Origin of the sequence: Mixta calida (assembly GCF_002953215.1) — a bacterium.
Taxonomy (GTDB): Bacteria; Pseudomonadota; Gammaproteobacteria; order Enterobacterales; family Enterobacteriaceae; genus Mixta; species Mixta calida.
Map to the genome: position 1 here is coordinate 2,369,835 of NZ_CP026378.1, position 13,241 is coordinate 2,383,075.

Consider the following 13,241-nt stretch of genomic DNA (forward strand, 5'->3'; position numbering starts at 1 on the left):
AAGGCATCCCGGAGGATGCCTTTTTTATTAACCGCGTTTTGCCGGCCGGCGATTATTGCCCAGCTGCGCATGGCGCTTCACGGCGCGACGGATCTGATTTGCTTTGGTGCGGCGGCGATCTTTTTCCACCGGCACCTTGCTGACGATTTCCGGCGGCAGCTCCACCAGCTCGCGCAGGTAGTTTACCGGCTGCAGATCCAACTCGGTCCAGCCGCCGCGCGGCAGGCCTTTCGGCAGCGTAATGTCGCCGTAGCGCACGCGGATCAGACGGCTGACCTGTACGCCTACCGCTTCCCACAGGCGACGCACTTCACGGTTGCGCCCTTCTGTCAGGGTGACGCTGTACCACTGGTTCATGCCTTCGCCGCCGGTGAACTTAATGGTGCGGAACGAGGCCGGGCCATCTTCCAGCTGGACGCCCTGGCTTAGCTGACGAATTTTCGTATCGTCAACCTGGCCGAAAACGCGCACGGCATATTCACGTTCAACCTCACGGCTCGGATGCATCAGGCGGTTCGCCAGCTCTCCGTCAGTGGTGAACAGCAGCAGACCGCAGGTATTGACGTCCAGACGGCCTACGGCGATCCAGCGCGCGCCACGTAAACGCGGCAGGCGATCGAATACCGTCGGGCGGCCTTCCGGGTCGTTACGGGTGCACAGCTCCCCTTCCGGCTTGTAATAAGCCAGCACGCGGCAAACCTGTTGGGCGGATTCGCTGATGGAGACGACATGGCCGTCGATACGGATTTTCACCGTGGCGTTGGGTTCGATACGGTCGCCCAGGGTCGCCAGTTTGCCGTCGACGCTGATGCGTCCGGCAGAGATCATTGCTTCGATTTCACGACGAGAACCGTGACCGGCCCGCGCCAAAACTTTTTGTAACTTTTCGCTCATTGAGCTGCCTCGCTGTCGCCTTCACAGGCGTCGTTTGTTGCTTCTGTCACGGCGTGGCGAGCCATGACCTGAAAGGAGGGATTGCCCTGAAACGTTGGTTTTCCAGCGTCCAGGGTCAATGTGGCCGCACAGTATACATGAAGTTTAGTGACTTGCCTGTGTTTCCTCTCTGAGGCTGTAGTTTTCCGCAGCGCTGCCGATAGGCGATTTGGCGATCGTCTATCATAAAAACGAGATCAACACGCGGCCGGTCGGTGATTAGCGGAAGGGACGGCTGTCGCCCACGCCTTCGCGGATCACTTCCGGCGTATCGCTGGTTAAATCCACGACCGTGGTCGGCTGTTGTCCCAGCGTGCCGCCGTCGATAATCAGATCCACCAGCTTGCCGATGCGATCCTGGATCTCCTCAGGATCGGATTCGGTAAAGTCGTTGCCCGGCAGCATCAGCGACGTGGACATCATCGGCTCGTTAAGCGCCTCCAACAGCGCCAGCGCCACCGGATTAGACGGCACGCGCAGACCAATGGTTTTACGCTTATCGTTCATCAGGCGGCGCGGCACCTCTTTGGTTCCTTTCAGAATAAAGGTGTAGCTGCCAGGCGTATTGTTTTTAATCAGGCGAAACGCGCTGTTATCAACGTGCGCGTAGGTCGACAGCTCAGAGAGATCGCGACAAACCAGCGTGAAGTTGTGGCTGCCGTCCAGCTGACGAATGCGACAGATACGCTCCATGGCGTTTTTATCCTCCAGCCGACAGCCCAGCGCATAGCCGGAATCGGTGGGATAGACAATCACGCCGCCTTTATTAAGGGTGTCAACCGCCTGGCTAATCAGACGCGGCTGCGGATTATCAGGATGAATATGGAAAATTTGATTCATAGCTAACCTCTTATCCCCTCTCCGCAGAAGGCATCAACACAGGAAAACGACTCCATACGGCTTCGACGCCGCCCGGCAGCCACAGCTTTTTACCCAGCTCAATCCACGGACAGGGTTGGTGAAAATCAGAGCCCTGAGACGCCGCCAGATTATAGTCCTGTGCGTAGCGTCCCAGCTGGCTGCGTTCGTTTGGCGGCTGCTGGCACTGCGCCACCTCCATCGCATCGCCGCCGACGTCGGCGAAATGCGCAATCAGGCGCTTCAGCCATTTGGCGGACAACCCGTAACGCCCGGGATGCGCCAGCACGGCATAACCGCCGGAATGATGAATAGCATCAACGGCTTGTTTAATTGTACACCATTGTGGCGGCGCATAGCCGGTTTTGCCGCGCGCCAGATAGTGCTTAAAAACATTCGCCATATTGTCGGCCTTGCCCTGCGCGATCAGCCAGCGGGCGAAATGCCCGCGCGTAATCGCGCCGCCTTCCGCCAGCGCCAGCGCGCCTTCCAGCGCGCCGGGGATCTGCGCCTTCTCCAGACGCTCCGCCATCAGTCTGGCGCGCGCCAGACGACATTCCGTCTGTCCCGCCAGAAAATCGACGATAGCGGGATGCGCGGGATCGATGCCGAGACCCACAATATGAATTTCGTGATTTTCCCACAGCGTTGAGGCTTCAACGCCGTTAATTAAATGCAGCGGAAGCTGCCGCGTCGCAATCGCTTCCCTGGCGGCCGCCAGGCCCGCCACGCTGTCATGGTCGGTGATGGCCAGCACGCCTACGCGCATCTCGACGGCGCGCTGCACCAGCTCCGCGGGCGTCAGCAAACCATCCGACGCGCGGGTGTGGCTGTGCAAATCATAAATGGGAAACGCGCTTATCGACGTGGTTGCGGTCAAAATAACTCCTGAGAAACATAACGATTCGACGCATCATAGCGGATTAACCGCTATATAAAAAAGTATTGACATTCACCTCCTGAACCCGTTAACTAGTACACAAGTTCACGCGAGGGTGTCCATGATGATGTTTAATCACGAATTGATGACTGGTTGGTGGCGCGCTTCCGTTCAAGGGCGACGACGTCACGCATAACGATCACCATGCTGATACCTGAGCCCGCCAACAACGCGGGCTTTTTTTTGAGCGAATTTCAGAGAACCGATTATGTTGAATGCAAAACCACAATTAAAACTGATTACCGGATCGGCGCCCTACCGTGAAGATCCCGCCGCGGTTTTCCATCAGCTGTGCGGCGCCCGCCCGGCGACCTTACTGCTGGAGTCAGCGGATATCGACAGCAAGCGCAACCTGAAAAGCCTGTTGATCGTCGACAGCGCGCTGCGCATCACCGCAATGGGCAACCAGGTCACCGTACAGGCGCTGTCGGAGAACGGCGCCCAGCTGCTGCCGCTGCTTGACGCCGCGCTGCCAGCAGAAGTGAAAAACCAGGCGCGTCCCGATGGCCGCCTGCTTGATTTCCCACAGGTTGATGATGAGCAGGATGAAGATTCCCGCCTGAAATCACTGTCGGTGTTTGACGCGCTGCGCATCATCGCCCAGCTGGTTAAGGCGCCGCAGGAGGAGCGCGAGGCGCTGCTGCTCGGCGGTCTGTTCGCCTACGACCTGGTGGCTGGCTTTGAGCCGCTGCCGCCGCTGCGTAACGAGCAGCGCTGCCCCGATTACTGTTTCTATCTGGCGGAAACGCTGTTGGTAATTGATCACCAGCGCCAGAGCGCGCGGCTGCAGGCCAGCCTGTTCGCGCCCTCCACCAGCGAATTCCAGCGCCTGCAGCGTCGCATTCACCAGTTGCATGAACAGATGCTGCAGCCCGCACAGCCGCTGCCGGTGCAACGCGTCGAGGAGATGGCGCTTAGCTGCAGCCAGAGCGATGAAGAGTACTGCGAAGTGGTGCGTTCCATGCAGGAGGCGATCCGCATCGGCGAAATCTTTCAGGTCGTGCCGTCGCGCCGCTTCTCCCTGCCCTGTCCTTCACCGCTGGCGGCCTACGAAACGCTGAAAAACAACAATCCCAGCCCCTATATGTTTTTTATGCAGGACGGCGACTTCACGCTGTTCGGCGCCTCGCCGGAAAGCTCGCTGAAATATGACGCCGCCTCGCGCCAGATAGAAATTTACCCGATTGCCGGTTCGCGCCCGCGCGGCCGCCACGTCGACGGCTCGCTGGACCGCGATCTCGACAGCCGCATCGAACTGGAGATGCGCACCGATCATAAAGAACTGGCGGAACATCTGATGCTGGTCGACCTGGCGCGCAACGATCTGGCGCGCATCTGCGAACCGGGCAGCCGCTATGTCGCCGACCTGACCAAAGTGGATCGCTACACCTTTATTATGCATCTGGTGTCGCGCGTCGTCGGCACGCTGCGCAACGATCTGGATGTGCTGCACGCCTATCGCGCCTGCATGAACATGGGCACCCTGAGCGGCGCGCCGAAAGTGCGCGCGATGCAGCTTATTGCCGGCGCGGAAGGTACGCGCCGCGGCGCTTACGGCGGGGCCGTCGGCTACTTTACCGCCAGCGGCGATCTCGACACCTGCATCATCATCCGTTCCGCCTGGGTAGAAGATGGCATCGCCACCGTACAGGCTGGCGCTGGCGTGGTGCTCGATTCGCAGCCACAGGCTGAAGCGGATGAAAGCCGCAATAAGGCGCGCGCGGTGCTGCGCGCCATCGCTACCGCACATCACTGCAAGGAGACGTTCTGATGGCCGATATCCTGCTGCTCGATAATATCGATTCCTTTACCTATAACCTGGTCGATCAGCTGCGTACCTTTGGTCATCGCGTGGTGATCTACCGCAACACCGTTGCGGCCGATACGCTGACTGAACGGCTGCAACAGATGGAAAATCCGGTGCTGATGCTGTCGCCCGGCCCCGGCGCCCCGGCCGATGCAGGCTGCATGCCTGAACTGCTGCGCCGCCTGCGCGGCCGCCTGCCGATTATCGGCATCTGCCTTGGACATCAGGCGATCATCGAGGCCTACGGCGGCCGCGTTAGCCAGGCGGGCGAAATCCTGCACGGCAAAGCGTCCGCCATTACTCATGACGAACAGCAGATGTTCGCCGGATTAAGCAATCCGCTGCCGGTGGCGCGCTACCACTCGCTGGTGGGCAGCGATACGCCCGATGAGCTGGTGGTGAACGCCACCTTTAACGGTATGGTCATGGCGGTGCGTCACGACGCCGACCGGGTGTGCGGCTTTCAGTTCCATCCCGAATCTATTCTGACCACGCAGGGCGCGCGCCTGCTGGAACAAACCCTGGCCTGGGCGCTGGCATAAGCGGAGGAGAACGCGATGCACCATATTCTGGAGAAATTATATCAGGCGCAGACCCTGACGCAGGCGGAAAGCCACCAGCTGTTTACCGCGATTATCACCGGTCAGCTGGAGCCGACGCAGCTGGCGGCGGCGCTGGTGGCGATGAAAGTGCGCGGCGAGCGGCCGGAAGAGATCGCCGGCGCCGCCTCGGCGCTGCTGGCCGACGCGCGCCCTTTCCCGCGCCCCGGCTACGCCTTCGCCGATATTGTCGGCACCGGGGGCGACGGCAGCAACAGCATTAATATTTCTACCGCCAGCGCCTTTGTCGCCGCCACCTGCGGCCTGAAAGTGGCAAAGCACGGCAACCGCAGCGTTTCCAGCAAATCCGGCTCCTCCGATCTGCTGGCGGCTTTCGGCATCAGCCTTGATCTGCCGGCGGAACAGGCGCGTCAGGCGCTGGACGATCTGAACGTCTGCTTTCTGTTCGCGCCCCAGTATCACACCGGCTTCCGCCATGCGATGCCGGTTCGCCAGCAGCTGAAAACCCGTACGCTGTTTAACGTGCTGGGGCCGCTGATCAATCCGGCGCGGCCGCCGCTGGCAGTGATTGGCGTCTACAGCCCCGAACTGGTGCTGCCGATTGCCGAAACGCTGCGGGTGCTGGGCTATCAGCGAGCGGCGGTGGTGCACGGCGGCGGCATGGATGAGATCGCGGTCCACAGCGCGACCCAGGTGGCGGAGCTGCGCGACGGCGATATCACCTGTTATCAGCTGACGCCGGAAGATTTTGGCCTGCCGTATCACAGTAAGGAATCGCTGGCGGGCGGCACCCCGGAAGAAAACCGTGACATTCTGGCGCAATTGCTCCAGGGTAAAGGCGAACGCGCGCACCAGCATGCGGTGGCCGTCAATGTGGCTATGCTTTTGAAAATATTCGGCAATGAAGATTTACGCGATAACGCCCAGCGGGCGCTGAGCGCCATCGCCAGCGGTCAGGCTTATGAACGCGTGGTCGCGTTAGCAGCAAGAGGCTAAAAATGCAGGAAACCGTACTGAATCATATCGTCAGGGATAAAGCGCTGTGGATCGAAAAACGCAAGCAGACGCAGCCGCTCTCCTCATTTCAACAGCAGCTGACGCCCTCTTCGCGCAGTTTCTATGATGCGCTACAGGGCGCGCGCACCGCTTTTATCCTGGAGTGCAAGAAAGCCTCGCCCTCCAAAGGGGTCATTCGCGAAGATTTTGATCCGGTCGCCATCGCGGAGGTTTATAAAAATTACGCCTCGGCGGTGTCGGTACTGACCGACGAAAAATATTTTCAGGGCAGCTTTGATTTCCTGCCGCTGGTCAGCGCAGCGATTACCCAGCCGGTGTTGTGCAAAGATTTTATTATCGATCCGTGGCAGATCTATCTGGCGCGCTACTATCAGGCCGACGCCATTTTGCTGATGCTCTCAGTGCTGGATGATGAACAGTATCGCCAGCTGGCCGCCGTGGCGCATAGCCTGGAGATGGGCGTCCTGACCGAAATCAGCAACGAAGAGGAACTGGAGCGCGCGCTGGCGCTGGGCGCGAAAGTGGTCGGCATCAATAACCGCGACCTGCGCGATCTCTCGGTCGATCTGAACCGCACCCGTCAGCTGGCGCCGCGTCTCGGCCACGGCGTGACGGTGATCAGCGAATCGGGCATCAACAGCTATGCACAGGTGCGCGAACTAAGTCACTTCGCCAACGGTTTCCTGATCGGCTCGGCGCTGATGGGCGAAGACGATCTGCATCTGGCAGTGCGCCGCGTGCTGCTCGGCGAGAACAAAGTGTGCGGCCTGACGAAACCGGAAGACGCGCAGGCAGCCTGGCAAGCAGGCGCGATCTACGGCGGACTGATTTTCGCCGAAGGTTCGCCGCGTCAGCTGACGCTTGCTGAAGCCCAGCCCATCGCTGCGGCGACGCCGCTACGCTATGTCGGCGTTTTCCGCGACGCGTCCCTGAGTGACGTTGTCACTTATGCGGAGGCACTGTCGCTGTATGCGGTACAGCTGCATGGCCGTGAAGATCAGGATTACATCACTGCCCTGCGCGCCCGGCTGCCGCAGAATACGGCGATCTGGAAAGCGTTGAGCGTGGGAAGCGCCCTGCCGACGCGCGACCTGCAGCACGTTACGCGCTATGTCTTTGACAACGGCGCAGGCGGTACCGGTCAGCCCTTCGACTGGTCACTGCTGACGGGCCAGACGCTGAACAATGTACTGCTGGCGGGCGGACTGGGCGCCGACAACTGCGTCACCGCTGCTCAGGCGGGCTGCGCCGGGCTCGATTTTAATTCCGGCGTGGAAAGCGCGCCGGGCGTCAAGGATGCCAATAAGATCGCCGCCGTGTTTCAGACGCTGCGCGCCTACTGACAGACAACGCCTGCCTGCGGCGGGCGCTTAAAAGGAAAAAGCACATGACATTACTGAACCCCTATTTCGGCGAATTTGGCGGCATGTATGTGCCGCAAATTCTGATGCCGGCGCTGCGCCAGCTGGAAGAAGCCTTCGTCAGCGCCCAGCGCGACGCGGAATTTCAGGCGCAGTTTCTCGACCTGCTGAAAAACTACGCCGGCCGTCCAACCGCATTGACCCTTTGCCGCAACCTGACCGAGGGCACGAAAACGCGCCTTTACCTGAAACGCGAAGATCTGCTGCATGGCGGCGCACATAAAACCAACCAGGTGCTTGGCCAGGCGCTGCTGGCGAAACGGATGGGCAAGACGGAGATTATCGCCGAGACCGGCGCAGGACAGCATGGCGTCGCCTCCGCCCTCGCCAGCGCGCTGCTGGGGCTGAAATGCCGTATCTATATGGGCGCGAAAGATGTCGAGCGCCAGTCGCCTAACGTGTTCCGCATGCGCCTGATGGGCGCGGAAGTGATCCCGGTGCACAGCGGCTCCGCCACGCTGAAGGACGCCTGCAACGAGGCGCTGCGCGACTGGTCCGGCAGCTATGAAAACGCGCACTATATGCTTGGCACCGCCGCCGGTCCGCATCCTTACCCCACTATCGTGCGCGAGTTCCAGCGCATGATCGGCGAAGAGACCAAAGCGCAGGTTCTGGAAGCGGAAGGACGCCTGCCGGACGCGGTGATCGCCTGCGTCGGCGGCGGCTCCAACGCCATCGGCATGTTCGCCGATTTTATCGATGAGAAAAATGTCGCGCTGATTGGCGTGGAGCCTGCGGGTCACGGTATTGAAACCGGCGAGCACGGCGCGCCGCTGAAGCATGGCCGCACGGGCATCTATTTCGGCATGAAGGCGCCGATGATGCAGACCGAAGACGGCCAGATCGAAGAATCCTACTCTATCTCCGCCGGGCTCGATTTCCCGTCGGTAGGCCCGCAACATGCCCATCTGAACAGCATCGGCCGCGCCGACTATGTTTCGATTACCGATAACGAAGCGCTCGACGCCTTTAAGCAGCTCTGCCGGGCGGAAGGCATTATTCCGGCGCTGGAATCTTCCCATGCGCTGGCGCACGCCATGAAGATGATTAAGCAGAACCCGGATAAAGAGCAGCTGCTGGTCGTGAACCTTTCCGGGCGCGGCGACAAAGATATTTTCACCGTTCACGATATTCTGAAAGCGCAGGGAGAGATTTAATGGAACGTTATCAGCAGCTGTTTAAACGTCTGCAGGCGAACAAAGAAGGCGCGTTTGTTCCTTTCGTCACGTTGGGGGATCCGACGCCTGCGCTCTCCTTGCAGATTATCGATACGCTGGTGGAAGCGGGCGCCGATGCGCTGGAACTGGGCATTCCCTTTTCCGATCCGCTGGCCGACGGCCCGACAATTCAGAACGCCACGCTGCGCGCCTTCGCCGCAGGCACCACCCCGGCGCACTGTTTTGAGATGCTGGCGACCATTCGTCAGAAATACCCGGATCTGCCCATCGGCCTGCTGATGTACGCCAACCTGGTATTTACAAACGGCGTGGATGCGTTTTATGCCCGCTGCGAGCAGGCTGGCGTCGATTCGGTGCTGGTGGCCGACGTGCCGGTCGAGGAGTCCGGTCCGTTCCGTCAGGCGGCGATGCGCCATAACGTCGCGCCGATTTTCATCTGTCCGCCCAACGCCGACGACGACCTGCTGCGCGCCATCGCCTCCTGGGGTCGCGGCTATATCTATCTGCTGTCGCGCGCGGGCGTGACCGGGGCGGAAAAGCGCGCCAGTCTGCCACTGAAGCACCTGGTGGATAAACTACGCGAATATAACGCCGCGCCTACGTTACAGGGCTTCGGCATTTCAGAACCGGCGCAGGTGAAAGAAGCGATCGCCGCTGGCGCTGACGGGGCCATCTCCGGTTCCGCCATTGTTAAAATCATCGAACAGCATCACGCAGAGCCGGAAATTATGCTGGCCGAGCTGAAGCGCTTTGTCAGCGGCCTGAAAGCGGCCACCCGCTAATCACCGTGTGCCTTACGTTCAGTAAGGCACTCTTTATACACATCTTTTTCTGCGGCGGTTTGTATTTTTGCCGATCCTCAACCACACTTAGCTGGCCGTTAATCGCAGCGGCAACAGCTTTTTTCATGACAGGGAGCAGCAAGATGAAATTGATGAAATTTTTTAGCGGCGCTGTGGCGGCCGTCGCAGTCGCGGTAATGCTGAGCGCCTGCGCGCCGACCTCTAAACAGGAAGGCACCGGCGGCTATATTGACGACACCGTAGTGACCACCAAAGTCAAAGCGGAATTCCTGCGCGACGAGTCGCTGAAGGCGCGTGAAATTAACGTGGAAACCTTTAAAGGCCGGGTGCAGCTGAGCGGTTTCGTCTCCTCACCGCAGATGGCGAATCACGCAGTGGAAGTGACGCGCCGGGTGCCGGGCGTAAAATCGGTCGTTAACAATATGCAGATTAAGTAATTTCTCTTTTCAGGCCGCGACGCTGCGGCCTGAAAAACCTGCCGCCTGGCTGTCTGAGCCTCAGAAACGGTAGCCCAGACCGAAGAAAAAGACCCACGGATCGATACGCGTATCAATATTCTGCTGCTTACCGTTGGCTTTGAATTTAACTTCGGTATCGATATCCATATACCAGACCGACATATTCAGCATCCAGTTTTGATCCAGCTCGTAATCCAGCCCTACCTGACCCGCTAATCCCCAGGAATCTTTTACACTGAGATCGCTCAGACCCGCATCACGTCCCGTCTGGTTAAAGTCGGTATCGTAAAAGGTGGTGTAGTTAATACCGGCGCCAACATAGGGACGCAGCTTGCTGTTGCTGTCGAAAAAGTAGTACTGCGCCATCAGCGTCGGCGGCAGCTGGCGCACGGTCGCCAGCGTACCGGTGGCGGCCAGCCCAACCTTATGGCGAAACGGCGTGGCCGCCAGCAACTCGACGCCGATATTGTCTGTCGCCATCCAGGTAAACGTCAGACCCAGCTGCGTATTGTTGTTAACGTCGAACGATCCCATTCCCAGCACATTGTCTGAACCTTCGGTGGGCCTTACGGTAGCGCTGCCCGCACGCATAAAAAAATCACCCGCCTGATGCGCGCTGGCCATTGCCGGAACGGCTGTCAAAAATGCCAATGCCAATGCTGCCCTTTTCATACCTGCTCCTTGTGTCATTAAAAGGGGGGTTACCCACTACCTGGTTAGAGGTACCCCAAATGTTCCAGGGCTTTTTACAACGAAAAAACATAAAAATCATCCAGATCAATTTGGTTAACCTGATTAACAAACCGACAATTGATTTGAATCAAAAAACACAGCGCTCACACAAGGTCGTCACGTTTTTGAAATAGCCATTGCAGTAAATTCGCCAACGGATTATTTTGCTGATCTTCCTGTGTGATTTTGGTTCGATGCCTCGGAGGGGCGGGCGATCAAATGAGCGATAATTTTAATCCTTGTGTGTCCTGTGGCGCCTGCTGCGCCCACTTTCGCGTTTCCTTTTACTGGGCCGAGGCCGATGACGCCGGCGGCCAGGTACCCGTCGGGCTGACCGAGCCGCTAAACCTGCTGATGCGCAATATGCGCGGCACCAACGCGCGCGCGCCGCGCTGCGTTGCGTTACAGGGCGAGATCGGCGAATGTGTCTCCTGCGGCATCTATGAACAGCGTCCCACGCCCTGCCGCGAGTTCGCTATGTCCGGCGAAAACGGCGTGGAGAACGAGGCGTGCGACCGCGCGCGCGCGAAATATGGTCTGCCGCCGCTGTTTTCTTCTTCCCTGCCGTCGATTACGGAAAGTTATGTAAGTCTGGGTGCCAGTTCGCCGCCAGACCATGTACAATCGCCGGATCTGTAATCCGGTTATTATCAAAGGAGTGTACATGTCCATCACGGCGGGCTCGCTATACCGTGACACGGGAAATTTTTTGCGCCATCAGCTGGCGACCATTGTGCTGATTGCGCTACTGACGTCATTTATTACGGTGATGATTGGCCATGCGCTGACCCCTGACGCCGATCAGCTTTCCATACTGAGCGAAGGCGACAGCGGCGGCGCCAGTTCGTTGATTGAAGTGATTCAGACAATGACGCCGGAACAGCAGCAGGTACTGCTGCGCGCTTCCGCTGCTGGCACCTTCGCATCGCTGGTGGGTAACACGCTGCTGCTCGGCGCAATGCTTTGCCTGATCCCGCTGGTGTCGGCTGGGCAGCGCATCAGCGCGCTGCGCGCAATCGGCGCTTCCGCCCCGCTCTTGCCGCGTCTGCTGCTGTTAACCTTCCTGATGACGCTGCTGGTGCAGCTGGGCTTTATGGTGCTGGTGATCCCAGGCGTGATGCTGGGCATCCTGCTCTCGCTGGCGCCGGTGGTGCTGGCGGTCGAGAAGACCGGCGTGATCGCCGCGATGCGCGCCAGCTTCCGTCTCGCCTGGGCGAATCTGAAACTGATCGCGCCGGCGGTAGTCGTCTGGCTGCTGGCTAAACTGCTGCTCCTGCTGTTGGCCTCTTCTTTTACCGTATTGCCCGCTAACGTCGCTTCGGTTCTGCTCAATGCGCTAAGCAACCTGGTGTCGGCGGTACTGGTGATCTACTTGTTCCGCCTGTATATGCTGGCACGATAAGACCTGACGGCATACTTCGGTATGCCGTTATGTTTTTCTTCTCAGGCACGATCTGGAATTCACAATGAAGCAACTACTCGACTTTCTTCCCCTGGTGGTCTTTTTTATTTTCTATAAGCTGTACGATATTTATATCGCCTCCGGCGCGCTGATTGCCGCCACCGGCCTGGCGCTGGTGGCCAGCTGGGTGCTCTACCGCAAGCTGGAGAAAATGACCATCTTTACCTTTGTGCTGGTGGCGGTTTTCGGCACCCTGACGCTGGTTTTTCATAATGATGAATTTATCAAATGGAAGGTCACGGTGATCTATACGCTGTTCGCCGTCGCCCTGCTTTTTAGCCAGTTCTTTATGGAGAAACCGCTGATTCAAAGCATGCTGGGCAAGGAGCTGCAGCTGCCGCAGCACGCCTGGCGCAAACTCAATATCGCCTGGGCGCTGTTTTTCCTCGCCTGCGGTCTGGCGAACATCTATGTCGCCTTCTGGATGCCTCAGGCATTTTGGGTGAACTTTAAGGTGTTCGGCCTGACCGGTCTGACGCTGCTGTTTACGCTGCTGAGCGGCGTTTATATTTATCGTCTGATGCCGCAGGATCAGAAATAACGCTTTCCCCGGCGGCGCGCCTGCCGGGTTTTCCCGTTCATACAGAAGATCATGCAATGGATAATAATCGCAAGCCGCAAGGCGAAATGGTGTTACGCACGCTGGCGATGCCGGCAGATACCAATGCCAACGGAGATATTTTTGGCGGCTGGCTGATGTCGCAAATGGACATCGGCGGGGCGATTCTCGCTAAAGAAATCGCGGAAGGACGCGTCGTCACCGTGCGCGTCGATGGCATGACATTTCTTAAGCCGGTGGCGGTGGGCGACGTGGTAAGCTGCCATGCACGCTGTATTCGTACCGGCAGCAGTTCGATGACCATTAATGTCGAAGTGTGGATTAAGAAAGTTTCATCCGAGCCGTTGGGCCAGCGCTACTGTACGACGGAAGCGATTTTCGTTTACGTGGCGGTGGATGAACAAGGTAAATCCCGACCCTTGCCTGCCGATAAAAGCCACTATCAGGCGCCGGAATAATAACCGCGCGTTAACGGCGGCACAGATACAGAACAGCGCGGCTGCCTTTACCGGC

At 58.8% G+C, this 13,241-nt stretch carries 15 protein-coding genes and 1 other annotated feature; of the genes, 11 read left to right on the forward strand and 4 right to left on the reverse strand.

Annotation, left to right across the window (positions count from 1 at the left end; all coding sequences use genetic code 11):
• Nucleotides 1–27: 27 nt before the first annotated feature.
• The 3 genes from rluB to rnm form a co-directional block, all read right to left on the reverse strand.
• A complete protein-coding gene (rluB, locus tag C2E16_RS11155) occupies nt 28–894 on the reverse strand; it encodes a 23S rRNA pseudouridine(2605) synthase RluB (protein ID WP_038625909.1) in 867 nt (288 codons plus the stop codon).
• A 258-nt stretch (nt 895–1,152) separates the two neighbouring features.
• Entirely contained in the window at nt 1,153–1,773 is a 621-nt protein-coding gene (locus C2E16_RS11160) for an L-threonylcarbamoyladenylate synthase (protein ID WP_038625907.1), read from the reverse strand.
• Nucleotides 1,774–1,783: 10 nt separating this feature from the next.
• A complete protein-coding gene (gene rnm, locus C2E16_RS11165) occupies nt 1,784–2,671 on the reverse strand; it encodes an RNase RNM (RefSeq protein ID WP_038625905.1) in 888 nt (295 codons plus the stop codon).
• A 148-nt stretch (nt 2,672–2,819) separates the two neighbouring features.
• Nucleotides 2,820–2,916, forward strand: a sequence feature (Trp leader region).
• Between the two features lie 23 nt (nt 2,917–2,939).
• Here rnm and C2E16_RS11170 point away from each other — a divergent pair.
• From C2E16_RS11170 to C2E16_RS11200, 7 genes are all read left to right on the forward strand, one after another.
• On the forward strand, nt 2,940–4,502 hold the full coding sequence (locus tag C2E16_RS11170) for an anthranilate synthase component 1 (RefSeq protein WP_038625904.1): 1,563 nt from the start codon (nt 2,940–2,942) through the stop codon (nt 4,500–4,502).
• Nucleotides 4,502–5,080, forward strand: a complete 579-nt coding sequence (locus C2E16_RS11175) for a glutamine amidotransferase-related protein (RefSeq protein WP_038625903.1) — start codon at nt 4,502–4,504, stop codon at nt 5,078–5,080. Before C2E16_RS11170 ends, C2E16_RS11175 begins: the two co-directional genes overlap by 1 nt.
• 15 nt (nt 5,081–5,095) lie before the next feature.
• On the forward strand, nt 5,096–6,094 hold the full coding sequence (gene trpD, locus C2E16_RS11180) for an anthranilate phosphoribosyltransferase (protein WP_038625902.1): 999 nt from the start codon (nt 5,096–5,098) through the stop codon (nt 6,092–6,094).
• A 2-nt stretch (nt 6,095–6,096) separates the two neighbouring features.
• Nucleotides 6,097–7,458: a bifunctional indole-3-glycerol-phosphate synthase TrpC/phosphoribosylanthranilate isomerase TrpF gene (gene trpCF, locus C2E16_RS11185; RefSeq protein WP_038625901.1), complete on the forward strand. Its 1,362-nt coding sequence runs from the start codon at nt 6,097–6,099 to the stop codon at nt 7,456–7,458.
• 44 nt (nt 7,459–7,502) lie between these two features.
• Nucleotides 7,503–8,693 carry a tryptophan synthase subunit beta gene (trpB, locus tag C2E16_RS11190; RefSeq protein ID WP_038625900.1) on the forward strand — a complete coding sequence of 397 codons (1,191 nt, stop codon included), beginning with the start codon at nt 7,503–7,505 and terminating at the stop codon, nt 8,691–8,693.
• Entirely contained in the window at nt 8,693–9,496 is an 804-nt protein-coding gene (gene trpA / locus C2E16_RS11195) for a tryptophan synthase subunit alpha (protein WP_038625899.1), read from the forward strand. Before trpB ends, trpA begins: the two co-directional genes overlap by 1 nt.
• A 143-nt stretch (nt 9,497–9,639) precedes the next feature.
• Nucleotides 9,640–9,954, forward strand: a complete 315-nt coding sequence (locus C2E16_RS11200) for a BON domain-containing protein (RefSeq protein ID WP_038625897.1) — start codon at nt 9,640–9,642, stop codon at nt 9,952–9,954.
• Nucleotides 9,955–10,014: 60 nt separating this feature from the next.
• Here the strand turns inward: C2E16_RS11200 and ompW are convergent, their stop codons facing one another.
• Nucleotides 10,015–10,647 carry an outer membrane protein OmpW gene (ompW, locus tag C2E16_RS11205; RefSeq protein WP_038625895.1) on the reverse strand — a complete coding sequence of 211 codons (633 nt, stop codon included), beginning with the start codon at nt 10,645–10,647 and terminating at the stop codon, nt 10,015–10,017.
• Between the two features lie 279 nt (nt 10,648–10,926).
• On the opposite strand from ompW, the gene C2E16_RS11210 reads away from it, so the two are divergent.
• From C2E16_RS11210 to yciA, 4 genes are all read left to right on the forward strand, one after another.
• Nucleotides 10,927–11,346, forward strand: coding sequence for a YkgJ family cysteine cluster protein (locus tag C2E16_RS11210; RefSeq protein WP_084970563.1), 420 nt, complete (start codon nt 10,927–10,929; stop codon nt 11,344–11,346).
• A gap of 25 nt (nt 11,347–11,371) precedes the next feature.
• On the forward strand, nt 11,372–12,109 hold the full coding sequence (locus tag C2E16_RS11215) for a YciC family protein (protein WP_038625891.1): 738 nt from the start codon (nt 11,372–11,374) through the stop codon (nt 12,107–12,109).
• 64 nt (nt 12,110–12,173) lie between these two features.
• Complete coding sequence (locus tag C2E16_RS11220) at nt 12,174–12,710, forward strand: septation protein A (RefSeq protein WP_038625889.1); 537 nt, start codon at nt 12,174–12,176, stop codon at nt 12,708–12,710.
• 56 nt (nt 12,711–12,766) lie between these two features.
• Nucleotides 12,767–13,186, forward strand: a complete 420-nt coding sequence (gene yciA, locus C2E16_RS11225; RefSeq protein ID WP_038625887.1) for an acyl-CoA thioester hydrolase YciA — start codon at nt 12,767–12,769, stop codon at nt 13,184–13,186.
• Nucleotides 13,187–13,241: the final 55 nt, after the last annotated feature.

What these genes read in the sequence shown, in the direction of transcription:
- ompW (WP_038625895.1), bottom strand. Translation starts at nt 10,647, where the DNA reads ATGAAAAGGGCAGCATTGGCATTGGCATTTTTGACAGCCGTTCCGGCA.
- C2E16_RS11215 (WP_038625891.1), top strand. Translation starts at nt 11,372, where the DNA reads ATGTCCATCACGGCGGGCTCGCTATACCGTGACACGGGAAATTTTTTG.
- C2E16_RS11200 (WP_038625897.1), top strand. Translation starts at nt 9,640, where the DNA reads ATGAAATTGATGAAATTTTTTAGCGGCGCTGTGGCGGCCGTCGCAGTC.
- trpB (WP_038625900.1), top strand. Translation starts at nt 7,503, where the DNA reads ATGACATTACTGAACCCCTATTTCGGCGAATTTGGCGGCATGTATGTG.
- trpCF (WP_038625901.1), top strand. Translation starts at nt 6,097, where the DNA reads ATGCAGGAAACCGTACTGAATCATATCGTCAGGGATAAAGCGCTGTGG.
- trpA (WP_038625899.1), top strand. Translation starts at nt 8,693, where the DNA reads ATGGAACGTTATCAGCAGCTGTTTAAACGTCTGCAGGCGAACAAAGAA.
- yciA (WP_038625887.1), top strand. Translation starts at nt 12,767, where the DNA reads ATGGATAATAATCGCAAGCCGCAAGGCGAAATGGTGTTACGCACGCTG.
- C2E16_RS11175 (WP_038625903.1), top strand. Translation starts at nt 4,502, where the DNA reads ATGGCCGATATCCTGCTGCTCGATAATATCGATTCCTTTACCTATAAC.
- C2E16_RS11170 (WP_038625904.1), top strand. Translation starts at nt 2,940, where the DNA reads ATGTTGAATGCAAAACCACAATTAAAACTGATTACCGGATCGGCGCCC.
- C2E16_RS11210 (WP_084970563.1), top strand. Translation starts at nt 10,927, where the DNA reads ATGAGCGATAATTTTAATCCTTGTGTGTCCTGTGGCGCCTGCTGCGCC.
- C2E16_RS11220 (WP_038625889.1), top strand. Translation starts at nt 12,174, where the DNA reads ATGAAGCAACTACTCGACTTTCTTCCCCTGGTGGTCTTTTTTATTTTC.
- C2E16_RS11160 (WP_038625907.1), bottom strand. Translation starts at nt 1,773, where the DNA reads ATGAATCAAATTTTCCATATTCATCCTGATAATCCGCAGCCGCGTCTG.
- rluB (WP_038625909.1), bottom strand. Translation starts at nt 894, where the DNA reads ATGAGCGAAAAGTTACAAAAAGTTTTGGCGCGGGCCGGTCACGGTTCT.
- trpD (WP_038625902.1), top strand. Translation starts at nt 5,096, where the DNA reads ATGCACCATATTCTGGAGAAATTATATCAGGCGCAGACCCTGACGCAG.